This is a genomic window from Bradyrhizobium sp. HKCCYLS2038, from assembly GCF_051167655.1.
Taxonomy (GTDB): Bacteria; Pseudomonadota; Alphaproteobacteria; order Rhizobiales; family Xanthobacteraceae; genus Bradyrhizobium.
This window is the reverse complement of sequence record NZ_JBNPTM010000017.1, coordinates 33,399-57,341: the sequence shown is the minus strand read 5'-3', so window position 1 is coordinate 57,341 and position 23,943 is coordinate 33,399. Positions and strand designations below refer to the sequence as shown.

The window sequence follows — 23,943 nt, the reverse complement described above, 5'->3', positions numbered from 1 at the left end:
TCTCCTCCGTCCCGGGTCGGGATCCTAAGTGGAAAATTCCGATCAAAACTGACCTTATCTGGCTGGGGCACGTCATCGACCGCCTTGCCCTTCTCCTTGAACTTGGCCGCGCGCGCGGCGCCTCGTCCCCCCCCATCAGCGCCTTTTGCGAAGACGGCATCCCCAGCGTTCCATGACCCACTCGCGGCCATCAGAGCCGTTGCAAAAAAGGGCGCTGGCTAGCCGGGGGAAATGCCAAGCAGCTCTGGCAGGTTGCCAATGCGGTCGTGATCCGGCGCAATGCCGAACAAACGGCGGTCCCGTGAACGTTTTTGATCATCGAATTAGGATTACACATTGGACTGCCCCCCTCAAGTGAGACACGATAATTTCAGTGACAGGGGGTGAAGTTCATCGTGTGTTGTTCTGCGCGAAGGCGGCCTCGAACTCAAGGGGGGATCGAGGAGCGCCGAGTGCAGCCGTTCCTTGTTGTAGATCTCGGCGATGAAGCTGTTGATCCGGCGCCGGGCGTCGTCGAGATCGGCGAATGTCTTGCCGTTGATCTACTCGGCCTTGAGCGTCTTCATGAAGCTCTCGGCCTTGGCGTTCTCGTAAGGATTGCCGGGGCTGCTCATGCTGATCTTGATCTCGCGATCGGGTCGTGATCGCCATGCGGCCTACGCGCTCCCTCAGTGAAGATCGGATCCGGGCGACGGGCGCGGGCGGGCGGCGACCATCGACATGCTTCGATCCATAGGCGGTGAAGCGGCTTCAGTGCGCCGGCGTCTCGCGGCCATGCCGCAGCCGTTCTCTAGCTAGCACCCCCGCGCGCCCTCCGGTATCTGCAGGCGCAGACAGGTTTCGTTGTGCCAGCGAACAATTGCGCACGCTCGCGCCAATCGGTCTGCGCTGCTGATTGTTGCTCGGAATGCGCAAGTATGGGGCGGCGTTGCCGCCGGAGAGATTGTCAATGATCCTGAACTAATCGGATACAAGAAGATGAAGGCTGGCTGGCCGGACACCATTCGTCGTGCCAGGCCTGCGCCATCAACACGTTCCAGAGCCAATAGCCGTGGTTACGCTGGCCGGACAGGTGCGCGGCCCACATCTGCCCCACTCTGGACGGATTGAACAGTCCCTGGGCCCGCAGCCGGTCCGGCGCCAGCAGGTCCGCTGCCCAGGGCTTCAAGGGGCCGCGCAGCCAAGCGTCCAGGGGGATGCTGAATCCGGTCTTCGGCCGGTCGATGAGTTGCGCGGGAACGTGGCGGTAGAGCAGCTGTCGCACCAGCCACTTTCCGCGGCCGGCGCGTACTTTCATCTCCGGCGGCACGCGCGCAGCGAATTCGACGACGTCGTGGTCGAGGAACGGCACCCGCGTCTCGAGGCTCACCGCCATGGCGGCGCGATCGACTTTGTGCAGGATGTCGTCGCTGAGATAGCTGAGGCCATCGGCGAGCGTCATGCGATCGAGCGGATCGAGCGGCCGCTCGATCGAAGCCATTTCTGTCCTCGCCCACGACGGATCCTCGCCGCCGAGCACCACCGCAGTCTCTGGCCTGTCGTCGATCGAGCTGAGCAGTCGGTACATGTCGTCAAAGGACGCGGCGTTCAGGATGCGCGCGATTTTGAGCGCCTGGTCGCCGGCCCGCCGAACGCGCAGCCGTGCCGGCAGCACCGGCTCGAGCGCGCGCGCCAGCGCTCCGATCGGTTCGGGCGCCAGCGCGCCCAGCGACGCCGCGAGCATACGCTTCAGGGGCACGGGAATGCGGCTGAAGCGCGCGTTCAGCTGTTCGCCCCATATGTGGCGATTGTAGCCGCCGAACAGCTCGTCGCCTGCATCGCCCGACAGCGCCACGGTAACGTGCTGCCGCGCCAGCGTGGACACCAGGTGCGTGGGGATTTGCGAAGAATCGGCGAAGGGCTCGTCATATATCCGCGGCAGCCGCGGGATCAGCTGCATCGCAGTCTGCGGATCGACATAGAGTTCGGTGTGATCGGTGCCGAGATGTGCCGCGACGCGGCGGGCGTCGTCGGCCTCGTTGAATGCCCCGTCGGAGAAGCCGATGGTGAAGGTGCGGATCGGCTGGCTGCTCTGGGCCTGCATCAGCGCGACGATGGTCGAGGAATCGACCCCGCCCGACAGGAAGGCGCCGACCGGCACATCGGAGAGGCACTGCCGGCGAATCGCCGTCGCAAGGCGGCGCCCCAGTTCATCGATCGCCTCGCCCTCGTCGGCGATGCGATTGTCCGTCCCCGCCAGCATGCGCTCGCGCAGCGACCAGTAGGCCGAAGGTGCCGGCATCACGCCCGGCGCGGCCCCGTCGGCGAAGCTCACCAGCGCCCCCGGAGGAAGCTTCCGGATTCCCTGCCAGATGGTGGCCGGCGCCGGCACATAGGAGTAGCGCATGAACGCCGTGAGGGCTCGGCGGTCCAGCACCGGCGCCCAACCCGGCGTGGCAGCCAGCGCCTTCAGCTCGGAGCCGAACACCAGATGCGGGCCACTCCAGCCGTAATACAGCGGCTTCTCGCCAAAGCGATCGCGAGCCAGCGTCAGGTTACGGGTCTTCGCATCCCAAAGGCCGAAGGCGAACATGCCGACAAAGCGGCGCAGCGCATCTGCAACGCCCCAATGGCCGATCGCCGCCAGCATCGTTTCGGTGTCGGAATGGCCACGCCACGCCGGCGCAGCACCGGCGCCGTCGAGTTCCTTGCGAATGTCGAGATGGTTGTAGATCTCGCCATTGAAGGTGATGGTGAACCGTCCGCAGGCGCTGTGCATCGGCTGCGCGCCCGCCGCTGACAGATCTAGGATCGACAGCCGCCGGTGACCGAAGCCGACGCCGCCGTCGGGGCTCGTCCAGACGTCGCCGGCATCCGGCCCACGATGAAGGAGCGCGCCGGCCATCCGCGTCAGCGCCTGGCCGATCTGGTCCGCGTTGCCGCCGTTCGGTTGCAGCAGTCCGACGATGCCGCACATCAGGCCGGCCCCCCCGACAATTGCCGCTGCACCGCGGCCCACTGGCTGACAATCGCCGGCGGCACCGGTTTCAACCGCCGTCGCTGTGCGAGCCGCGTCAGCCCGAGCCCGGTCGCAACGCCGTCCACCGCGCCCTTGAGCAGCTGACCGGCAATGCCGCCGAGTGCACCCGCGATGCCGCTCGCGGCGCGCTGGCGCCACAGCGCGCCGGCATAGGCCCGTCGTCCGGTCAGCACCTTGCGCAGGTCGAAATCGTCCTGGCGATAGCCCAGCAGGATGTCCGGCAGGCACGCGAAGCGGCTGAGGGCATAGGTTCGCAGCAGCAGATCCTGATCCTGGGTCTTGCGAAGCGCGGGATCATAGGGATGGGCCCGGAACCAAGAGGCCCGGCCGCACCACGTCGGATGCGGCATCGGAAAGCCGCGCCGCGGCTGGGCGGTGATGTCGGTGTGGCTGAGGCCGACCGGCAGCGTGCCAACGAGACCGGACGCTTCACTGAACACCACCGCGCCGCAACCAAGCAGATCGATCGCCACATTCTCCTGCAGGTGATGCACCTGCCGCGCGAGGCGCTCGGGAAAGCAGATGTCGTCCGCGTCCATCCTGGCGATGAGTTCGCCCCGGCTGAGCCCGACCGCCTGGTTCAGCCGCGCCGCGAGACCGGCTGAGCCCGGCTCTCGCACGAGGCGGATGCGCGGATCGTGGAATCCGGTGACGATCGCGGCGCTGCGGTCAGTGGAGCCGTCATCGATCACGATCAGCTCCCAGTTCGGCCAGGTCTGCAGCTGGACCGAGCGGACGGCCGCCGCCACGGTGGCGGCGCTGTTGCGCATCGACATGATCACCGAGACCAGCGTCACGGACGGCTCGCCTCGTGCGGCAGCATATTCTGGGATCGAGACATCGTCGTGGATAGGGGCATCGTCAGCTCTCGGCGTAGAACAGCCGGCCGGCGAGGCCGCCGGCCCGATAGGTGCGCGCGCCGACGAGGCGCCAGGAGCATTCGAACAGCAGCCGCCGCGCTGCCCTGGGTCCGCGCTGCGGCCCAAACAGCGCCGTCAGCGGTGCGACTAGGCACCAGCGCAGCCAGCCCAGCCCGGAATGTTGCCGATGGCGCCGTACGGCGTCGTCGAGCGCATCCGCCGACAACTGCCAGGACCGGGCTGGACGGCTGTCGTCCGTCGCCGTCAGACGCTGCAGCACCTCGCGGAAGCGGCTGCCATAAGTGTGCTGCGCCACCGTCCGCTGGTGACCCGCTTGCGCAATTGCATCTCGCTGCACCGCCTGCGCGAGATATGATCTGCACTTGGCGACGAGATCCTCAGGCGTGTCGAACACGCCGACTTCCGCGCCCGGCACGTAGTACGCGTCCAGCCCCGGCGCGGTCTCGGTCAGCAGAAAGCCACCCGCCCCCGGCACCTCGAAGACGCGAGCCTTGATCTGGCGCGCCGAGCCACCTGCCCCGCGCTGTCCCGCGCCTGAGAAATTCAGCGCTATGCGCGACGCGCGGTGGATCTTCGGAATCTCGGACGCCGCGACGACACCATGTTCGGAGCCATGGCCGAAACAGGCGACGGTGAGACCGGCCGCGCGCAGCGCCGCGATCCATTCGCCGCGATAGCCGTACTGGCTGCCGACGAAGCTGATATCGTATTGGCAGTCCGATGACAGCAAGGGCTCGGCGAGGATGGTTTCCGACGCGGCCCATTGCGACAGTAGGACGTTGCGCAGGCCGAGCGCCGTCGCCCGTTCGGCAGCTGTGCGGTCGGTGGTGACGTGCAGATCGACATGGCGTGCGAAGAAGCGCGAGGCCTGGCCGAACTTCCAGGAATCGTCGGTGCCCCAGTTGACGACATGGGCCGGAGTCCGGGTCCGGATCAGATCGAGGGTCTCGGACCAGATCTCGTAATGCATCAGCACGCAGAACACGATGTCGGGACGGACCAACACGACGGTCTCGACCAGCGCGCGGTTGAGCGCCGCGAAATCGGAAAAACGCGAACGGTCGCCGCTGTCGAAGACCTCGACCTCGTGCCCCATCCGCTGCCAGGCCGGCACGAAATGGACATAATCGTAGTTGTCCCCGCGCTCCGGCCTGCCATAGGCGTAGCGACTGAGCACGCAAAGTATCTTCATTCCGCTCCCCTGCGGGTCGCGGTGACGTGGTAGCCGACGGTGAAATGCTGGTCGGCGTCGTAGCGATCGAGCCAGCGGGCCGCGAGTGGAACGCCGAGGGCGAGCACCGGGGCGAGCAGCATCCAGAACGGCGCCCAAACGAATCGGACGAGCGCGGGGGCGGCCAGCCTCAGGGGGGTGGTCTGGCTGACGAAGCGAACCGTCTCCTGCGCGACGTGGCGCAGGGTGCCGCCATTGGCCTCGACCACGATGGTGTCGAAGCCGGCCTCGCCGAGAAAGCGCCGGTACCAGAACGGAGTGTAGCCGCCATAGAAGTGATACGGCTCCTGGTGGATGCCCGAGCCGAGCGGTGCGGTGAGGATGAGACGGCCGCCGGGGGCCAGGATCCGCCCAAATTCGCGGATCACTGCGATGGGCTCGGGCACATGCTCTATGACCTCGGTACAGACGATCGCATCGAAGCTGCCATCCGGAACCGGGATGTTGTGCGCCTCGGAGACGATATCGATGGCGGTGTAGCCGCCGTGGCGCAATTGGTCGGGCCGCAGCTGGGCGAAATCCTGGGTCCGGTAGCTGCAATGGCCGAACAGCGCACGATACGGCGCCGAGCCGGCCCCGACATCGAGCACCTTCGCCCCCGCCGGCACGCGGGCAGCTTGGGTGGCGATCCAGCGGTCGCGGTTGCGCAGATTAAAGGCGAAGAGATCGCTGCGCGCGACCCAGGACCTGAGGAAATCCATTACGACAGAACCTGCGTGGGACTGGACGGTGCCGGGCCGGAGCGCGCCACTAGCGACCCCAGCGACCGGAGAAGGACGAAGACGGCGGTGACTGCGAGCGGTCCGGTCACCGCTTGGACGACGCTGCCGCTGAGCTGGAGCACGACTAGTGCCAAATAGAGGCCGCTGACGGCGACCAGCAGGCGGTCGCCCACCAGCCAGCGCCAAGCGCATTCGAAGCCGGAGACCAGCAGCGCGAGAAACGCCATGCCGACGAACGCCAGGAGCAGCGATCCGGAGAAATAGAGGAAGGCGATCGGCCCGGCCAGCGTCGCGAAGTGATAGATCTTCGCGTTTTCCTCGCTGAAGCTCGCACCGCTAATCCGGCGCGTGTAGACGTCGACGGTGCCGTAGGAGCGACGCTTCAGTGCGGCCTCGGCGAACAGCCCCATGCTCTTGGCCGGATAAGCCACCGTCGCCATGGTGCCTTCGAGTCCGGTCCAGCGGTCGATCAGCAGCAGGCGGGCCATCACCTCGAACTGTGATAAAAGAACCCCAGCGGACAGCTCTGTCTCAGTCCGGCGCTCGACCGACCGGCTGTTCGCCAGTTGCGCATCGGTGGTGGGCAACGACTGGCTGCCGAACAGACGCAGGAACGTCGTGGCCGACGGCACCGCGACCCCGGCGGCGATCCAGATGATGAGAAGCAGCGCGAGCTGGCGGCGGCGTGAGGCCCGGAGTGCCGCGCCGCCCTCCGTCACCAGCGCCGGGATGGTGTGGAAGAAGTAGATGCCGCGGCTGAGCGTCGAGACTGAGAAGAGCGCCCCCTCGGCCGCCAGCGCGGCGAAGCCGCGGGCGACGCCACAACCACTCAGGCGATCCCAGACCAGAAAGATCGCCAGAAGCAGAGCGAGACCTATATCCGTCATCCAGGCGAACAGGCCGCCGAGCGGCCAGGGCAGGATCAGCTTCGCGACATAGCCGCGCGTCAGGAGGCCGAATTCCTGGTTGGCCAGCACGACAAGCAATACCAGCGCGCCCGCCGCCAGCCACATCAGGTTGCGACGCGCCGGCCACCAGGACGGGCACCACATGGTCCGGGCCTCCGCGGCGATCTGCAGCCGTCCCGCCGCTGCGCTCCAGACCAACCGGCCCGCCACATAGCCAGAGAAACCGGTGGCAATGACGGTGAAGACGGCGTCCCACGCCGCCGGGCTGTTGTCGAAGGATCCGGAGAGTTCGTAATAGGGCGCGCCGGTGACCAGATGATAGAGATACTTGAACCAGAATCCGGTGAACCAGGCGAGCGCAAGAAACAGGTGCGCATACTGCCGCGGCGTGCGCAACGCGCCCCCCAGCAGCCCGAACATCACCACGCTGAAGCCGGCGAAAACGAACCTGTTGCCGGGATAGAGGACGAGGCCGGCGACGAAGGCCGCGGCGGCGGCCGCGAGGCACACACATTGACCGGCGCGCAACGTGATCACGGCCGGCAGACCTCCTCCCGCGCACCCATGGTGCGGCGGAGCCAGAGATTGGCCAGCAGCGTCGCCACAAGATAGGCGGCGGCGGCGGCCACCGACGCCAGTCCCATGCCGCTGACGCCCCAGGCCGGCACCAGCAGCACGGAGGCCGCCAGCAGGACCACCGAATGCATCAGCTTTGCCGGCATGTAGACCGCCGGCCGGTTCAGCCGCAGGCCCGGCAGCACCAGCTGCTGACCGATCCAGAACAGTCCGGCGGACATGCCGAGATACCAGAGCAGATGCTCGTTGCCGAGGAAGTCGCGGCTGGAAAACAGCGGGATCAGATACGCCCCCAGCGTCGCCACCGTCGCAGTGATGACGACAATGCCGGCGACGCTCACAAGCAAATAGAGCCGGAAGCTGCGCCCGACCTGACGGGTGCCGCCGGGGTCGGACTGGAAGATCAGGGGGAAGTAGAACTGGTTGAGCGCGGAGGTAAACAAGACGTTGGGTGCGCCGACCAGCTGCGCCATCAGCGCGTAGCTGCCGACATCCGACCACGACACCCATCGCGCCAGCAACAAGCGCTCGCCATGGGTGCCCAGGGCCCCCAGCAGTCCGAACACCAGGAAGGGCGCGGCGAAGAACACCATGTCCCAAGTCAGGCTGCGCACCTGCACGGCCGGCGGCTCGCTGTCGCGCGACCAGATTCGCTCGAGCGATGACCAGCCGAGCAGATAGCGGAAGGCGACGATCATGAGGGCGGTGGTGCCCGCCGTGAGCACGTAGCCGGTCATGGCTTCGATGGCTGTCGGCTCCGGGCTCCGGGTGAGCGCGAGGATCAACGAGGGCCGCAGCAAAGCCTCGGCGATCAGCAGGATGGCGACCAGCTGACGTTTGCGCGCAGCATTGAACACCGCGATCATCACGGCCTGGAAACCGCTGATGATAGTGTAGATCGCGAGCAGCGACGCTGGCACCGGAAACCAATGCTTCACTCCGGTGACGGCGGCCACCGCCAGCGCCAGCAGGATGACGATCGCCGCGAGACCCGTGAGCTTGGCGAGGGCGAAGTCGTATTCGCGCAGCTGGCCGTGGCTGCCGGCGAAGGCAAGGAACCGCGTCGCCGTCTGGGAAATGGCGCCGTAGAGGCAGACCTGGAGAACGCCGACGGCGGCGAGGCCGACTGAGAGCTTGCCGTATTCCGACGGACCCAGCACGACGGCGGCGACCTTCACGGTGGCAAGTCCGCCGACGAAGGCCACGCCCTGGGCGATCGCCACCCAGGCGATTTCGCGGATATAGGCCTTCATGCTGACCGCTGGAAGACGAACAGGCCGCAGCCATAATCGAGTGGTGGGAGCCCGGCGGGAGAGATGTCCTCGTGCAAAAGGCCTTCGTCACCGACGTAGGAGAACTGCGCAAGGCGGAGTTCCGGGAAATAGGCCAATATGGTGGCCGGGTCGAAAACCCGGTGGGCGTTGAAGCAGATGCGCTCCCGCCCGATCGGCGTGGACAGATAGAGCCTGCCGCCCGGCGCGACCAGCCGCTGCAGCTCCGCCGCGGCAAGGCGCGCGCCCTCGCCGATGATCGGATCGCCGTAGCGGCCGAGGCCGATATGCTCGATGACATGGAGGCAGGACAGGCTGGCGAGCGAGCGTTCGGCGAAGGGCAGCCTGCTGATGTCGCCAGCGACGCAGTTGAGGCCCGGCATGGGCACCGTCAGCGGCCGATAATCGACGAAGACGATCGGCACATGGGCCGACAGCACGCCCACCATCAGAACGCTGGAGCCGATATCGACATGCTGCGGCGGGTTCGTCGCCGCGAGCCGGCGCGCCAGCCAGTTGCCCTGGTGGAAGTAATGCGGATCGAAGGGCGTGACCGGCAGTCGGTCGGCCAAGCAGGGATAGCTGTCGGCCAGCGTCATCGACCAGCCAGGCGCTTGAGCGCGGAAGGCGGCCCAGTCGGCAACATAGCGCGGCAGGTAGCGCAGCGCGACGAAGCGGCGCCAGTCGAGCACCGCGCCGATCCAGCGCTTGGCGAAGTCCAGCATCACGAACCAATCATCTTCCGTGCGGGCGTCCGGATTGCGGCCGATGGATCAGCGAACCGAGAGATTCGTTGAACCGGATCCATGAGCGCCGGAACAGGGCGACAGGCCAACAGACAAGCCACAGTTGCATCCGGACGTCATCTCTTAACTCGGCTTGTGCACAGGTCGGTCGATTTCGCGCGCAGCATCGGCGTCGTTGGGAGGTATTGCAATCAAGCGTCGTCACAACACCTGCCCCGAGGGCCGTCCGGGTTTCGGCCAGTAGCTGCCGCAGGGGAGCGACGTCACTACCGTGCCGCGCAGATCCGGCCGCTGCCACAGCCGCGGCGCCACCCGCGCGCGCGCACTGAGGACGAGCCGATAGATGATGCGCCGGACCAGGCGCGTCAGTGGCGAAACACGGTCGGTGAGCTCCAGGATGGACTGCAGCCGCCGCCGCTCCAGGTGATAGCCGGCGGCCTTGGACACCGAGATCTGGCCATGGTGGCGCCGGAATGCGCTGAAGGTGACCGGAACATGCCGGGTGCGGCCGGCGATCGACAAGCGCAAGAAGAGATCGAAATCGGCAGCATATTTCAGGTCGACATTGATACCGCCGACGGCCTGGTAGAGTTCGCGGCGCCAGAAGCAGGCATCCTGCATCGGCGACCAGCCGCCATAAAGGGTGGCGAGGCGCAGGTCGGGAACCCAACCCCGGCTCCAGGACAGAATCCGGTTCGCCTCGTCGATGTAGAAATCGTCGCCGAAGATCATGTCGAGGTCGGAGGTGAGCCATTGCCGCGCGGCCTCGAAGGCGCCGGGCAGATAGAGGTCGCCCGCATTGATCCAGCACAGGATGTCGCCAGTGGCGCGGGCAAAGCCCTTGGCCAGCGCATCGCCATAGCCGTCGTCTTTCTCGCTGACCCAGGACGTGATGTGCGATTCGTAGCGGCGGATGATGTCGACGCTGCCGTCGGTCGAGCCGCCATCGATGACGAAATACTCGTCGCCCGGGCGCAGGTTGGCAACCACCGAGCGGATGGTGTCCTCTAGATAGAGGCCGAGGTTGAAGGAGGGAGTGACGACGGAGATGCGCATGACGCTCACGCCTGCCCTCGCGCGATGGTCCGCAAGGCGATCTCCTGGTAGCTGCGGGCGAAGGCGAGGCGTCGCTGCGGAAGATCCTGCTCGGCCTGCCGCTGCGCCGCACGATCCGCCTCCGCATCCCGCGCCCGCCAGATCGTCTCCAGCGCGTCGGCCAGATCCTCCGGCTGGCGCGGATCGAAGTAGCGTCCCCGCGGCGGCGCCTGTTCGCGATGGACGGCGATGTCCGACAAGGCTATCGCCTTGCCTAGCGACTTCGCCTCCTCCACCGTCGTGCTCCAGCCCTCGAACAGCGAGGGATTGATGAGCGCGACGGCGCCACGCATCAGGGCCATCAGCTGGTCATAGCTCACCGTCCCGATCGGCCGGAACACGTCCTCGACGCCGGCCTCGCGCACCCGCTGCATCAGCTGGCCGAAATGGCCGGGCTGGCGGTGATCGGCCATGTTACCGGTGGCGACGACGAGGGACGCGAAGCCGCGCGCCTTCAGCACGGCAAGCGCCTCGACCACGACGATGTGGTTCTTGTGGGCCCAGAACTGGTTCGGAAGCAGGAAGTAAGGCGCGCTGACGCCGTGTTCGGCCAGCACCGGGGTCGGATCGGGCGTACGGTCACGCGGTAGCACGTCGGCGACGAAGCGCAGGATCTCGGCCTTCGCGGCGAAGGCAGAATCGATGCGGCCGAGATCCTGCCGCGCGGAGTCGCTGCTCAGCAGGATGGCCGTGGCGTTGTGGCCGGCTTCCCTTGCGCTGCGCAGCCGCGCCGCCCGGTCTTGCGGCGTGAAAAATTCCGGATAGTGCAGTTCCTGGAAATCCGGAATCCACGGCAGCGTCGCGACCGGCGATCGCGCACCGAGATGCCCCGAATGGGAGAACAGGTCAATCCGCTGCGCCCGGGCGAGATGCTCGAACAGCCAATCCCGCCCCCCATAGCGCTGCAGGATTCGCCGCGCCTTCCAGACCATTCTCGCCGGATCGACGAGGGCGCTGCCGGTCGGTTCGATCCGGCAGATGTCCCGCGCTGCGCCAAGCGCCTCGGGATGGTCGGCGGTGAGGATCACGGGATCGATGGCGCGATCGGGCAGCCCCATCAGTGCGCCGAGCAGATTGCGGTAATAGCTGACGCCGCCGAGCCAACCTTGCCCGGTGAGATTGAGGACGAATCCGACGCGCTTCATGGGGCGCTGCGCCGGAACCAGGCGCAATACTCCGCCAGCGCGGCATCGAAGTCCGATTGCGGTGCCCAACCGAGGCTGCGCGCGCGGCCCGTCTCGGCGCGATAGTGTTCGGGATCGCCGCTGCGGCGCTGGCCGGTGAAGCTGACGTCGCAACCGGGCGCGATCTGCCGCGCGATCAGGCCCAGCACGGCGCCGACGCGGCGCGCCTCGCCGGTGCCGCCATTGAGCACGAGCAGCCCCGGCTCCGGCCGCTCGCCGGCGATGCGCATCAGCGCGGCCGCGTCCTGGACATGGAGCCAGTCGCGCGTCTCCTCCCCCGTGCCCGGAAAACTCCCCTCGCCGCGCGAGAGCTTGGCACAGGCATCCCAGAACAGCTGCTTGCGCAGTCCTGCGCCGTAGATCGAGAACAGCCGCACGATCGAGGCGCGCAAGCCGAAGCGCTCCGCATAGAACTCGATCGCCTGCTCGGCGAGCCGCTTGTGCAGGCCATAGATCGAGACCGGCGCCAGCGGCATGCTCTCGTCCAATGGCTGCCGCGCCGCATTGCCGTAGACCGAGGCGCTGGAGGCATAGACGAGACGCGCATCGGGCCAGCGCCTGACCTGGGTCTGCAGCAGCGCCGCCGTGCTGCCCACGCTGCGCTGGAAATCACCGACGGGGTCCTGCTCCGCGACGCCGACGGCGCTGCCGCCGGCGCAATGGACGATCAGGTCGGGGCTGCAATCGAGCGCGACGAGGACCGCACCATCGACATCCCCGGCGACCCAGGTCGAGACCCCCCAGGCCGCGTGGTCATCGGCTGGCCAAGCGCCGTGCCCGATCCCCCACACGGTGTAGCCGGCGCGCGCCAGATCGAGGGCGACATGCCGGCCGAGAAAACCGTACGCGCCGGTGACGAGGGCACGCTTCATGTAGGACCATCCACCGTGACGACCGGCAGGGTCGAGAGCAGCGCCTGCTCCTGCTCCGGCGAGAGGAAGGCCAGGGCGCCGTCGGGCGTGCGGGCTTCCCGGAACTTTGCCGGCCGATAGGCGTCCCGCACGCCGCGGACCGGCAGCGAGGCCGGCCGGACGTCGCGACGGACGAAGAAGGCATTGTTGCCGGCCGCATTGCAGCCGACCAGATCGTAGCCTTTCCGCGCCGATAGCGCCGTGAGCGCCGCGAGGGAAGCGCCGTAATAGATGTGGGAGTGGTGCGCGGCGGTGCGCTGGAAATCGGCCGCATAGGGCACCGTGACCGCGGCATCGGTGCCGAAGCGGGCATTGTACTCGGTGATCAGGATGCGGGGCCGGACGCTTTCGATCGCTTCCCACACCCAGTAGTCGTTGCCATCGATGTCCACCGACAAAAGGCCGATGTCGCCCCGAAGGCCAGCCGTGGTGATCAGCGTGTCGATGTTGTCGCGGGTGATGAAGGCACATTCGGCCTTGAGGTTGTAGCGCCAGTAGAGATCACTGCGGCGGATGGCTTCGATATTGAGGGCACCGCCATCGATCACGAGACCCGACCAATTGTCGTTGACCAGCAGGAAGCGGGTGTTGGATTCCATGTAGTCCTGGACGCCGAACTCGATGAAGGTCCGGCTGGCGATCGGCACGTGACGAATCAGGTGCTGGATGCAGCCGTCCTCGCCCCACTGGGAGAACACGCGAAACTCGGCCTCGCCCAGGTTGAGCGCGCCGGCCGTCTGCCGCGCCTCGATGCGTCCGATGGCCTCCTGGATCAGATCTAGGCGCTCCTGCACCCGCTCGATCGTGCCGAGCTTGCGCCGGAGCCTCGCGACGACGTTCTTCACCTTTGACCTCATGGAGACGATTGGCCGACCACGACGGCGGGGTTGCCGGCGACGATACAGAACGGCGCGACGTCGCGGGTCACGACCGCCCCGCCCCCGACGACCGCGCCGCGGCCGATCGTGACGCCCTTGCCGATGATGGCGTTGAAGCCGATCCAGGCGTCGTCCTCGATGATGACCGGGGCGACGGCGGCATTCTCCGGCCGCTCCGCTGCACCCTGCAGGACACGCTGGCGGAAATTTGCGTGACGCTCCTGCGCCGACATCGCGTGGGAATTGGTGTCGTGGACATTGACGTTATGAGCCAGAAACACCCGGCTGCCGATCGTCACCGAGGCAGCCGACCAGATCCGCGTGCCCTCGCCGATGTAGCAGAAGTCGCCGATCGAGATGCGCCCGGCATGGCCGAAGACCAGCAGCTGCCCGGCGATCCAGCAATTCTCACCGATCACGATGGCGGAGCGCTCGCGCTGCTGGTTGGCGAGTTGGCTCGACGATTGCAGCACCGTGCCGGCGCCGACGCGGGCCTGCCGGGCGAGGCGCGCATGGTGCCAGCGCGCCGTCAGCGCGCGCAGGGAGCCGAGCATTACCGCAAGCCTCGACGCGTCACTGCGGGCAACAGACCAGCCAGAGGCCCTTGGAGCGGTCGTCTTCCCACACCGACGGCAGCGCGAAGCTGCGCGGATAGGCCTGGGCGCATTTGGCGAGCCACCAGGTCGGGCTGTTGTTGTAGTAGCTCTGGAAGGTCTTGATCCAGCCGTGGTCCTCGCCGCTGCGCGAGATCGGGATCATGTGGAAGGTCGGCCCACTGACGACGCGGGCACATTCCTTGAGGAACTTGACGATGCCGTCCTCGGTGAAGTGCTCCAGCGAGCCGATCGAATAGCCGAGATCGAAGGCGCCGGCCTCGTAATGCATAGCGGTGGCATCGCCGACGGCGAGCCGGTCCTTCGGGATGCCGCGGGCGATTGCCTTATCGATCAGCATGTCCGAGATGTCGCAGCCATGCAGTTCGAGGTCCGGCTGGTTGGCGAACAGCGTCATGGTGCGGCCGGTACCGCAGGCGATGTCGAGCACCCGTCCCTTGCGCCCGGCGAGCAACAGCTGGACCTCGTTCCAGGCATTTCCCTCGCCCCAGGTCTCCAGCATCTCCGCCATGCGGGGATCCCAATAAACATTAAGGTCCTGCTCGCCGGAGGGAACGCTCGGATTGAGGTCGGCAAATTTCCGGCGCATGGCCACCATGGTGCGCCAGGCGATGGGAGGGACGAGGTCCCGCACGATGTCCTTCATGACCAATGCTCTCGATATGCCAAGTTGGCCGGCGCCGTCATGGCGCCGGCGGCTTCAGGATCGATTTGACGGCGACGCGCGCACGCCGCGGCAGGATCGCCCGCGCGGCGCGCTGCAGCACGCCGCGCGCGAACGACGGCCGCTGCGCCCGTAGCAGCGCCCTGACCTCGTCGAAGGCGGCTGGATCGACATCGACCGCAGACGGCCACTGCCAGGCGGCCGCGCCCTGCCCCGACTCGACCGGCCGCTGCAGGCTGGCGACGCCGGCGCCATGGGTGCCGCTCGAATCGACGCCGGTGTTCTCGACCAGGCTGGCAGGCGGATAGAGCACTAGGCCATCGCGGGCGAACAGGCTCATCTGCCAGCGGATGCCCCAGGAGTCGATATGCCCGTCGCGCTGGCTGCGCGCCATCCCCCAGTAATCATAGGCACCATCGAGATTGAAGCGGTGCCGCCGCCCGGCGTCGAAGCGCAGGTCTTCGAACGCCGTCATCTCGGGATCGTAGTGCTTCCAAGCGCGGGCCCAGGTTGCCCAGCCCCAGCAGGAAATGATCGGCAGGAAGCTGGCCCGGTCCTTCGGCGCCATCGGGAAGCCGTAGCCCGAGATCTGCAGCACCCGCTCGTCGTTCTGGTAGCGGTCGAGCGCCACATTCAGGAATTCGAGGAAGCACGGTGCGACCTGCAGGTCGTCCTCGACGGCGATCACCCGGCCGGCGCTGGCGCAGAGTTCGGCGATGCCGCCCGTGATGGAGCGCGACAGCCCGAGATTGGCCGGCTGCTCGACGAGCCGCAGCGAACGGAACCCGCTCGCCGCCCGCACCACGGCGCGCGTCTCCGCCACCGCCGCCACCTGAGTTGCGGACTTCGGCCCGTCGGCGAACACCACCAGATCGGTGGCGGCCGCGAGCGGATTGGCCCCGAGCGCCTGCAGAGTCCGCGCCGTGTGGGCGGGGCGGTTATAGACGAACAGCGCGACGGGGGCGGGATTGCGCATCAGGTGGCGGTTTCGCCATCCTCGTAGATCAAGGTGTTGAGGGTCTTCGCGATCAGCCGATAGCCCGTGGCATCGACGAAGCGATGGATCGGATCCTGCTGCACCGCCTCGACCGTGCGTTCGTGCGCTTCCACCAGCAGCAAGGCGGGACGGAAAAGGCGCCAGTCGTTGGAGCGCAGGACGGCGAGATCCATCCCCTCGACGTCAATCGACAGGAAGTCGATCCTGCGGGCCTCGGGCAAGTGTTCGGACAGGATATCGTCGAGGCGCCGCACCGTCACCGTCTTCGTCCCTAGCTTGCGATAACCCGGGATGTTCGAACGCGCCTCGGCGAGACCGGCATCGAAGGTGTTTAGCGCGGGCTCATTGAAGAAATGGAATACCAGTTCGCCCGGGGCTTCCGCAACGCCGACGCAGAGATTGACATCCGAGGGCCGCGCCCGTCGAAACGCCGCGATGGCGTCCGGGTTCGGATCGATGTTGATGCCCCCCCAGCCGCGCCGATGGAAATAGCAGGTGTTGGAGAATCGATAGGGATGGTGCGCGCCAACGTCGATATAGAAGCCGCCAGACTGCCGTTCGAGCAAGCGGCGCAGCACCATGTCCTCACCGTCCTGGGAATAGGCGAGATGGACAAAAGGGTCGAGGCGTTCGAGCCATCGACGCGACCGTTCGTACACCCAACCGGGCAAGATGTCACGACTCACGGAGACTGATGCTCTGGTGTGCCGAGGGCGCCTGCAGCGAAGTCAGCGAGATGCCGCGCCAGCGTACCTTCGGGGTAGATTGCCGCTTCGGCGCCATACATGGCATCGGCCAAGCGTCCAACCTCACGACGCAGCACCACCGTTTCTTCCTCGACCGAGTCCTTTGGAATATGGGCGAGATCGAGCGTTTCCAGAACGGACCTGTAACCGCCCTCGATGGTCTTGAGCACCTCCGGCGCGTTTCTGAGCGAAGCCGAACGTCGGCGGCAATCGGCACGCTCGCGGAAATCGGGGTCAATACGGCGCTTGATCCGGTCCGCAATTTTTTCAGCGAGAGACCGCTTTGCGTTTTCCTTATGTCGGTAGGAGTCAGAAATATCGATGCGGGAATACTTGTCCTCAAGAGCCAGCCAACGATACATACGCCGGATCCGTTCGGCGCTCCATCCGTCCGACAGCGCACGGTCGATCTGCGCAAAATAGTCGTCATGAGAACGGCCGAGATAATTGAGATCGGCGGGATAAAATACGAGCTCCTCCGAATAGATCACGACCGGAATTCCCAGCGTCGACATTTCCTTTCCAGCCGTCGACCAGCTGTTCAGACAGACATCCATGATGCCGGCGAGATCGTAAAGCGAGACATTATCGCTCGGCCAGTTGACCCGAACGTTAGCCGGCAACGTCGCAAGAACGTTCTCAAGCTCCCGAGCGTGTTCAGACTTCAGTCCGTCACGCTTGTTCGGGAACTCCCGCGGGTGAACCCTGATCAGCAGGAACAGGTCGGGCCTGCCCTCCATGAACGTGATGAGCGCTTTCAGCCAGTCGACCTGCATCGGGAAGATCAGCGGGAAGTCGTCAGGAAACAACCCCGTCACCTGCGCTGCATACAACTCGTCGTAGCTGCTCATGGTCGCGACCAGAACACGCTGTCCGGCACCGATCCCAAACAGGCTCCGCAGATCAACGTGCTCGCTTTGCTTCGGCGCGGAGTAGACGAAGACGTGCCGTCCGCGCAGCAGCTCGATGAAGTGATCAGTAATATATGAGGCCGCACTCGCCGTGCACGGGATCGACTGGAAGGACGGCCAGTAATCCAGCAATCGCCGCTGCAGGGAGTGCCCCCGCGAGATTACCAGCTTCTGCAGCCGGTCGGAGAGATTGCTTCCGGCGTTCATATAGTAGAACGGCACGCCACGCCGCTCGGCGAGCAAACACCAGACGAGATTGACCGAATAGCCTGACGAATACAGGATCACCCGGTCCGGCTGCTCCCGATCGAGCACCTTGCGGCAGGCGAAGAACGACCGGACCGTGCTCTGCAATTCGACGGAGAAATTGCTCCACTCATCCGGCGTGAATCGAAGGTTGATCCGCTTGTTGTTGAGAAGGAATGTACTCAGCGCCGATCGCCCGACCTCGACCCCGTCGATCACGATGTCGAGAAAGTTTTCCGGCGTCGCCCGCGCGACAATCGCATCGGCTTCCTCAAGCGCCGCCTGGTCGAGAACGCTCGATGTGCCGTAGCCGGAAAATCCGAACTCGGATACCAGAATGTCCTTCCGGGCCTCGCAGGTCCGGCAGACGGATCGCCGCGCCTCGGCGGGAGCTCGCGGCGCCACCTTGGCCGCCATCATGCAGATGCAGTGCTCGAAGGCCCGACCGCAGCCAATATACGTGACCTCATGACCGGCCTGCTGCAGCGCTTCGGCAATCAACGCCTCCGGGAACGAGTGAACCCAAATGGCAGAATGCGGCGAGAAGAAAACGATCTTCAACGTTGACAGCCTAAACTAAGCGTTCGTGCAGTGAGATATGCGTTCATTCGGCTCAAACCTGTAAGGCAATCCGCGAGTTGAACCTCGCTCGATCGACCGGCCTGCCAGGTGTCTCGGTCAATGCAATGTCTTCCTGAACCAACACGTTAAGCGGCTGTGGCGAAAGCGCCTTGAAGACCCTGACAAGATTTTCTGCTCGCTGAATATCGGTTCTTGTCAATGGACTGCAATCCCCGTAGCCGGATATCTGATCGATCACGACCAGCCCACCAGGGCGCAGGACTCGAAGAATCTCGTTTGCAAGGCGCCGAACGTCGAAAGACTTGTCGACCGTGTTCTTAATGAATACCAGCTGAAAATGCCGGTCGGGAAACTTCATTGCGTGCATATCGCCCGCAACAACAAGACCATCATCGTCTGAGAAAAGGTCAAGGCCGACATGGCGCTTCAGGCCCAAACGCTCCCGGAAGAAAATGATCTCCGTGACCCACCTCGGCCCAACAGAAAGGGACGGCACATCGGGCTTAAGCAGCCCGATTAACATCCACCACAATATCCGAAGCTCCCAGAAAGATCGGCCGACGAGCCGCTGGAACGGCGTCGCAGGGACACTGGTAACTCCGCGCATATAAGTCTTTAGGTCACCAGGCCAGATCGTATCGTGACGCTTGCTGTCGGCGTTATACTGCCCCATGCCAAGGTCACGCTGAATATCGATGACAGCGTCCTTATTCTCATCGACCGTTGTCATGGACCATTGACCGAACATCTGCGCGTTGGCCTTCATGATATCCTCGTCGGCCAGGGGACGAAACTTCGCCTTATCAACACCGGCGCCCTCGATCAGGCGAGGAAGATCCGAAAGTGGGATCCGCCCGGTCACATCGAGCTGGGACAACAGCCGCACGAGCGCAGGTGCGCGCGATGCATGCCGCACGTCATCAATCCCAAAATTTTCCTTCAGGATGTGCGGCAAATCATCAACGAGACTGGCGTCAAACCTCAGAACGCATCGCGGCAGGTCAATGAGCTCTTTGAGCGTCTCTTCGATAGCGACCGGAGATGCAGGCATTAAAGGTCCTCTTACTTTAGTTCAGCTGGCCTGGCGCTCAGCTGGCACTCTCGCCATCTGACGAAAAATAATGCTGTTCTCGAGTAGCCAATCATAGGAGCCCTCGTCGACCACCCTACCTTTGTCCAGGACATAGATGTTGTCGCAGTGCTGCACGGTAGCCAGCCGGTGAGCGACAATGACGATGGTCTTACGTGAGGACAACTTGCGGATAGCTTCGATGACGGCTTCTTCCGTGAGTCCGTCCAAAGCACTCGTCGCCTCGTCGAAAATCAGGAACGGTGGATCACGATAGAGCGCCCTCGCGATTCCAAGCCGCTGTCGCTGCCCCCCACTGAGACGCGCACCGTTCTCACCGATAGTGGTGTCATATCCGTGCGTGAGTTCGTTGACGATGAAATCGTGAATGTTTGCAATTCTTGCAGCCGCCACCAACTTCGCCTCGTCAACGTCCGCATTGGGTATTCCGAGGGCAATATTTTGCCTCACCGTGTCGTCAGCCAGATAGACCTGCTGCGCCACATAACCAACGCCTGCTCGCCAATGCCGAATGTTGTTCCTATTGAGTTGAACGTCACCAACCCAAATAGACCCGCGGTCAATGGGTAGCAGTCCGGTCAGCACGTCGAGAAACGTTGACTTGCCCGCTCCCGACGAGCCCACAATGCCGATGGTTTTGCGGGCTGGAATGCAGATATCAATACCTGAAAGCGCCGGAGTATCCTTCGACTCATAGCGACAGGACACGTCTCGGAAGACAACCGGCGCATCGAACGTGATTGCCGCCGGCGCTGACGAGACTGGAGACGCCGTACCCAGCGGGTCTTCGTCACGGACAGCTTCAGACAGCAATATCCGAAGCGACGGGCGATTAAACCTCATGACGGTCAGGTTACCGAAGATGGTTTGGAACGCGGGCATCAGCCGGTAGCCTGTAATTGCATATAGGGCCGCGGCGGGAATAATGGCCGCAAGATCGCGCTCGTTGTTCACGCTGTGGAGGATTATGATCAGCATCACCGAGATGCCTATCATTTCAAGCGCATACCTAGGCCCCATCCCTACAATGCTATGGAGTGCGAGATTGCGGCTGTATGCCGCCGAGTACTGGAGAAACAATCCCGAATAGTAGCTCTCCCGCTCTAGTATTCGCAGCTCCTTAATTGCACCAAATGCCTCTCGAGCTTTGCGATATCGGATACGGTTGGCCTCGTGGCTGCGCTCGCCGAAGTAGGCCACAAACCGTCTAGTGAAAAAGAAGATGAGTATATAGGCAAACCCCACGGTACCAAGGACGACCATTGCGAGCCGCGGATTGTAGAGAACGACCAGCGACATCAGCAGTATCGCAATCGTTGACTTTGCCACCACCTGCATCCCGGGAATCAGGATGCCATTGACAAGACCTTCGACTTCTCCTGTAGCGTTGAGCATCAGCGTCGAACTGTTGCGCGCGAGGAAGAAATCGTAAGGCCTCGACATGTATTGCGTGAAGATGCGCGTCGATATGATGCGACCGAGGTCATAAGAATACCAGAAGACCGTCGACTGGGTCAGAAATGCAATGATGTTGCTAGCGATCACGGCGATGAGAGACAACAGTCCCAGCATCCAAATGAAGCCAGTGACGCTCGCCGCCCCGGACACTTGATAAGCGAAATTGAGGGCAGAGCTCCTCCGCACGATCTCAGGATCTGCCGCAACGGTCAGGAACGGCAGGATTGAGGACATACCAATGACGTCGATCAAGCTCATCGCCACCGTGCAGACGAAGAGCAGCAAGAGCCGCTTTTTCTCCGGACGGACCAGAACCCCCAGAAGCTGCAAATAGTCACGCACGCGCCGGCCCCTTCACGCTCACTGCTGTTCCCACGCTCACGGGAGCCAACGCTGGTACGTATGTCGCCGTGCGGACATCCATTCACGAACTTCGCGCGTGTGGAACTCGCGGATCGTCCCGTTCAAGGGCGGAGTGGCTCCGAACATGCTCGAACTGAATTCGAATTCCAGCATCAATCGGTCACCGGCCAAAGCGGGCGTTCCCTTGTGCAGTCCGCGCGTATCCTCGAGGATGATGGTCCCACTCGGCCCGGTGAACGATTTCATGCGATCCTCGCCGAACGCAGCGCGAACTTCGCTGTCGGACAGGCGCACGTACCCCTTCTCCAGGATCGACTTCGGAATCGATCCTGAACGGTGGGAGCCGGACACGAAGCTGTGCGGTCCGTTCTCCCGGTCGACATCGGTAAGGTAGATGAAGACCTTGAGCCAGCGAATACGGTCCATGTCGAAGTGGTAAAGCTGGGCCGCTCCGCTGTCGGCCTTTCCGGCCCCGCTCGTGGTCCACCACATGTTGACCTCGTCGAGCACCGGATTGGACCCGACATAGGCCTGCGCGATCGCGGCAATCGAGGGGTCAGCCATCAGCCGCTGCACATCGGGGTTGTTCACCAGCAGATCTGGCCCGAAGTCGTAAACCACGGCCGACGGCGACGTCCGCGGATAGACCAACGCTCCACCCTGAGACCCGCCGCCCCCGTCCTTCGCGCGCGGCACGCATGGCGCGTTCAGGGCAAACTGCTTCAGACTGGCAACTATCGAGGGATCAAGCTGCGCGGGAAACACCTTGTAGCCGCGCTCCCGGATCTCGGCAGTGATGCGCTCGACATCAGACGCCGACAGCTCCCCGATCACACCCGTGGGCCTTTCAACCTCCTGCTTCGGCCTTATCGCACCCACCAGCCTGGCCATCAGGTCATTCGAGCGGCCGCCGGTGAGAGCAAACAGCGAGATCATGCTCTGGTAGGCGGACGGCGGGGTCCGGCCGGTAGCCTGAAACGCCGCGGCACCAGCCGCAAGTTTGACGAGATCCTTCACAGCCCTGATTGCTGGCATCGCTCGCTACCCCGGGTTCAAGCCTGCTTGATAGGCTCTAAATCTCGACCTTGAGCTCATCGAGCCAGGTTTCGAGATTGAGCAGTTGCCAGATGAACATCATGTGGTTTTCGGCCTGGCACCCGTCACGCACGATCTCGACGTGCTCGTCCAGAATTCGATCAACGACCTGAACATCGTAAATTCCGCGCTCGCGGAAACGCCTCGACCGCACGATATCCCGCACGCCGCCGAGTTCCACACCGGAAAACCAGACATGGGCCGGCGCGTTCCAACCGGTTTTCTTGACGCGCAGCCGGGTGTCGTCCGGAAGAATGCCGGACATCGCTTGGCGCAGCAGCACTTTGGTGACCCCGTGCCTGATCTTCAAGGTTCCGGGTACCCGGAACATGAACTCGACCAGCCGATAGTCGAGAAACGGGTCCATGTTCTCCATGCCGAAATGGTTGGTATGGCGGTCCTCCGCACGAAGACAGCACGGCGTCGTCTCACGTGTCAGATCCTGAAACGTGCGGTTGGCCAGATAGGACCGGAACGGCGCCTCCATCACCGGGCGGAAGGCAGCAAGATCGTAGAAGGCAGGACGCACGGCAGCGCGATAGCGCTCCAGGCGCGCATCATCGACGAGGCAAATGCCAGGCCGGGTTAAATCCACCAGCTGGGGTAACCGCGCGTCAACGATCGCACGCGACTTGCGGTAAATCGGATGATCATGATGTTTGGCCCAGGCGTCGACTTCGCCATCCAGCACTTCGGACGCGCCGGCGGTCATCAGGTCCGCGAAGAACAGCATGAAATATTCGTACTCGCCGGCGTTCAGTTCGTCGCCACCGAGACCGCCAAAAAGCGATTCGACGCCGGCCTTCGACGCCTGCTCACAAAGAAGGAAGTGAGACAACCAGGTCGCCGTCGCGACCGGCTCGTCCTGCGCCCTGACCATCCGTGCAACGAGGCCCGGCACGTCGGGCACACCGATCCGGATTGGGTTCCATTTCTCGACCGTTGCATCCAACATCGAGCGAATTTCGTCGGATTCGTCGTAGGTCGGATCGTCATAGACGGTCGAATATGCCTGCTGCTTGCGTCCCGAACTCTTCACCGCGCAGGCCAGAACCGACGACGAGTCCATGCCGCCCGACAAGGTGAATGCCGAGGCGCCCGCGACGCAGGTGCGTCGGGCCACTGCATCGATCAGCAGATCGCGGTAGGCATCGGCGATCTCCCGCTCAGGCATGGTGAAGGCAGGCTTGGCCTCGAGCTGCCAATAGGAAGCGAGGTCGAGAATCCGCCCCGCACGAATCTTGACGTAATGCGCAGCCGGCAGCTGGGAGACGTCCTCGAACGGGCTTTCACCCGGTGCGTTATCAAACGTCCGATAGTGCAACCCGGCGAAGCGCGCCACGAACCCCCTGTTCGCCCTGCGCGACACGCCGTTCAGCTCGAGCAACGCGGCGATCTGCGAAGAAAACCCCACACCTTCCCGGGTCCCAGCGTAGTAAAGCGGACGGACACCCATACGATCGCGCCCGATCCACAGCGTTCCGTCCCGCAAATCAAGGCAGGCGACGGCGAAATCACCGTTGATCGACCGAAGTGCCTCGACGAAGCCAAGCTTCTCGACGAGCGATGCAAACACGGCGGCATCGTTGGGCGCGTTCACCGAGGCCTTGGCGCCTGCCTCCTCGCGGTTGTAGATCCTGCCCTGCAACGCGACCTGAAACTGATTGCTCACGCCGAGGCAAGCCCGTGGGCCGCCCGTCTGTCCGACCGCAGCCCCCATGCCTCCGTCGAGAGCGACCGCAGCTCCCCTTGGAG

General features: G+C 64.3%; 21 protein-coding genes. All 21 read right to left on the bottom strand.

Going from position 1 to position 23,943, the window contains the following annotated elements:
- Nucleotides 1-542 precede the first annotated feature (542 nt).
- The 21 genes from ACQR1I_RS35790 to ACQR1I_RS35690 all read right to left on the bottom strand — a co-directional run bounded on the left by ACQR1I_RS35790 (nt 543) and on the right by ACQR1I_RS35690 (nt 23,860).
- Nucleotides 543-614 (bottom strand): hypothetical protein, encoded by a 72-nt coding sequence (locus ACQR1I_RS35790; protein ID WP_434870967.1) that lies wholly within the window; start codon nt 612-614, stop codon nt 543-545.
- Between the two features lie 332 nt (nt 615-946).
- A complete protein-coding gene (asnB, locus tag ACQR1I_RS35785; RefSeq protein ID WP_434870959.1) occupies nt 947-2,956 on the bottom strand; it encodes an asparagine synthase (glutamine-hydrolyzing) in 2,010 nt (669 codons plus the stop codon).
- Entirely contained in the window at nt 2,956-3,816 is an 861-nt protein-coding gene (locus tag ACQR1I_RS35780; RefSeq protein ID WP_434870958.1) for a glycosyltransferase family 2 protein, read from the bottom strand. Before ACQR1I_RS35780 ends, asnB begins: the two co-directional genes overlap by 1 nt.
- Nucleotides 3,817-3,880: 64 nt before the next feature.
- Nucleotides 3,881-5,092, bottom strand: a complete 1,212-nt coding sequence (locus ACQR1I_RS35775; protein ID WP_434870957.1) for a CgeB family protein — start codon at nt 5,090-5,092, stop codon at nt 3,881-3,883.
- Nucleotides 5,089-5,832, bottom strand: coding sequence for a class I SAM-dependent methyltransferase (locus ACQR1I_RS35770; RefSeq protein WP_434870956.1), 744 nt, complete (start codon nt 5,830-5,832; stop codon nt 5,089-5,091). The genes ACQR1I_RS35775 and ACQR1I_RS35770 overlap by 4 nt, the downstream gene beginning before the upstream one ends.
- Entirely contained in the window at nt 5,832-7,298 is a 1,467-nt protein-coding gene (locus ACQR1I_RS35765) for a hypothetical protein (protein ID WP_434870955.1), read from the bottom strand. The genes ACQR1I_RS35770 and ACQR1I_RS35765 overlap by 1 nt, the downstream gene beginning before the upstream one ends.
- Complete coding sequence (locus ACQR1I_RS35760; RefSeq protein WP_434870954.1) at nt 7,295-8,590, bottom strand: lipopolysaccharide biosynthesis protein; 1,296 nt, start codon at nt 8,588-8,590, stop codon at nt 7,295-7,297. Before ACQR1I_RS35760 ends, ACQR1I_RS35765 begins: the two co-directional genes overlap by 4 nt.
- Nucleotides 8,587-9,300, bottom strand: coding sequence for a DUF268 domain-containing protein (locus ACQR1I_RS35755; protein ID WP_434870953.1), 714 nt, complete (start codon nt 9,298-9,300; stop codon nt 8,587-8,589). Before ACQR1I_RS35755 ends, ACQR1I_RS35760 begins: the two co-directional genes overlap by 4 nt.
- Nucleotides 9,301-9,555: 255 nt before the next feature.
- Nucleotides 9,556-10,410, bottom strand: a complete 855-nt coding sequence (locus ACQR1I_RS35750) for a glycosyltransferase family 2 protein (RefSeq protein WP_434870966.1) — start codon at nt 10,408-10,410, stop codon at nt 9,556-9,558.
- A 5-nt stretch (nt 10,411-10,415) separates the two neighbouring features.
- Nucleotides 10,416-11,594, bottom strand: a complete 1,179-nt coding sequence (locus ACQR1I_RS35745; protein ID WP_434870952.1) for a glycosyltransferase family 4 protein — start codon at nt 11,592-11,594, stop codon at nt 10,416-10,418.
- Entirely contained in the window at nt 11,591-12,505 is a 915-nt protein-coding gene (locus ACQR1I_RS35740; protein WP_434870951.1) for an NAD-dependent epimerase/dehydratase family protein, read from the bottom strand. Before ACQR1I_RS35740 ends, ACQR1I_RS35745 begins: the two co-directional genes overlap by 4 nt.
- On the bottom strand, nt 12,502-13,389 hold the full coding sequence (locus ACQR1I_RS35735; RefSeq protein WP_434870950.1) for a hypothetical protein: 888 nt from the start codon (nt 13,387-13,389) through the stop codon (nt 12,502-12,504). The genes ACQR1I_RS35740 and ACQR1I_RS35735 overlap by 4 nt, the downstream gene beginning before the upstream one ends.
- 8 nt (nt 13,390-13,397) lie before the next feature.
- On the bottom strand, nt 13,398-13,976 hold the full coding sequence (locus ACQR1I_RS35730; RefSeq protein WP_434870949.1) for an acyltransferase: 579 nt from the start codon (nt 13,974-13,976) through the stop codon (nt 13,398-13,400).
- Nucleotides 13,977-13,995: 19 nt separating this feature from the next.
- Nucleotides 13,996-14,682: a class I SAM-dependent methyltransferase gene (locus ACQR1I_RS35725; RefSeq protein WP_434870948.1), complete on the bottom strand. Its 687-nt coding sequence runs from the start codon at nt 14,680-14,682 to the stop codon at nt 13,996-13,998.
- A 37-nt stretch (nt 14,683-14,719) separates the two neighbouring features.
- Nucleotides 14,720-15,676, bottom strand: a complete 957-nt coding sequence (locus tag ACQR1I_RS35720) for a glycosyltransferase family 2 protein (protein ID WP_434870947.1) — start codon at nt 15,674-15,676, stop codon at nt 14,720-14,722.
- The gene (locus ACQR1I_RS35715; RefSeq protein ID WP_434888884.1) at nt 15,676-16,383 is read right to left on the bottom strand and encodes an FkbM family methyltransferase; all 708 of its coding nucleotides are present in this window, start codon (nt 16,381-16,383) and stop codon (nt 15,676-15,678) included. Before ACQR1I_RS35715 ends, ACQR1I_RS35720 begins: the two co-directional genes overlap by 1 nt.
- Nucleotides 16,380-18,161 (bottom strand): hypothetical protein, encoded by a 1,782-nt coding sequence (locus ACQR1I_RS35710; protein WP_434870945.1) that lies wholly within the window; start codon nt 18,159-18,161, stop codon nt 16,380-16,382. The genes ACQR1I_RS35715 and ACQR1I_RS35710 overlap by 4 nt, the downstream gene beginning before the upstream one ends.
- A 52-nt stretch (nt 18,162-18,213) precedes the next feature.
- On the bottom strand, nt 18,214-19,233 hold the full coding sequence (locus ACQR1I_RS35705; RefSeq protein ID WP_434870944.1) for a class I SAM-dependent methyltransferase: 1,020 nt from the start codon (nt 19,231-19,233) through the stop codon (nt 18,214-18,216).
- 21 nt (nt 19,234-19,254) lie between these two features.
- The gene (locus tag ACQR1I_RS35700; RefSeq protein ID WP_434870943.1) at nt 19,255-21,072 is read right to left on the bottom strand and encodes an ABC transporter ATP-binding protein; all 1,818 of its coding nucleotides are present in this window, start codon (nt 21,070-21,072) and stop codon (nt 19,255-19,257) included.
- Between the two features lie 36 nt (nt 21,073-21,108).
- Nucleotides 21,109-22,110 carry a phytanoyl-CoA dioxygenase family protein gene (locus ACQR1I_RS35695; RefSeq protein ID WP_434870942.1) on the bottom strand — a complete coding sequence of 334 codons (1,002 nt, stop codon included), beginning with the start codon at nt 22,108-22,110 and terminating at the stop codon, nt 21,109-21,111.
- Between the two features lie 55 nt (nt 22,111-22,165).
- Nucleotides 22,166-23,860 carry an asparagine synthetase B family protein gene (locus tag ACQR1I_RS35690; protein WP_434888883.1) on the bottom strand — a complete coding sequence of 565 codons (1,695 nt, stop codon included), beginning with the start codon at nt 23,858-23,860 and terminating at the stop codon, nt 22,166-22,168.
- Nucleotides 23,861-23,943: the final 83 nt, after the last annotated feature.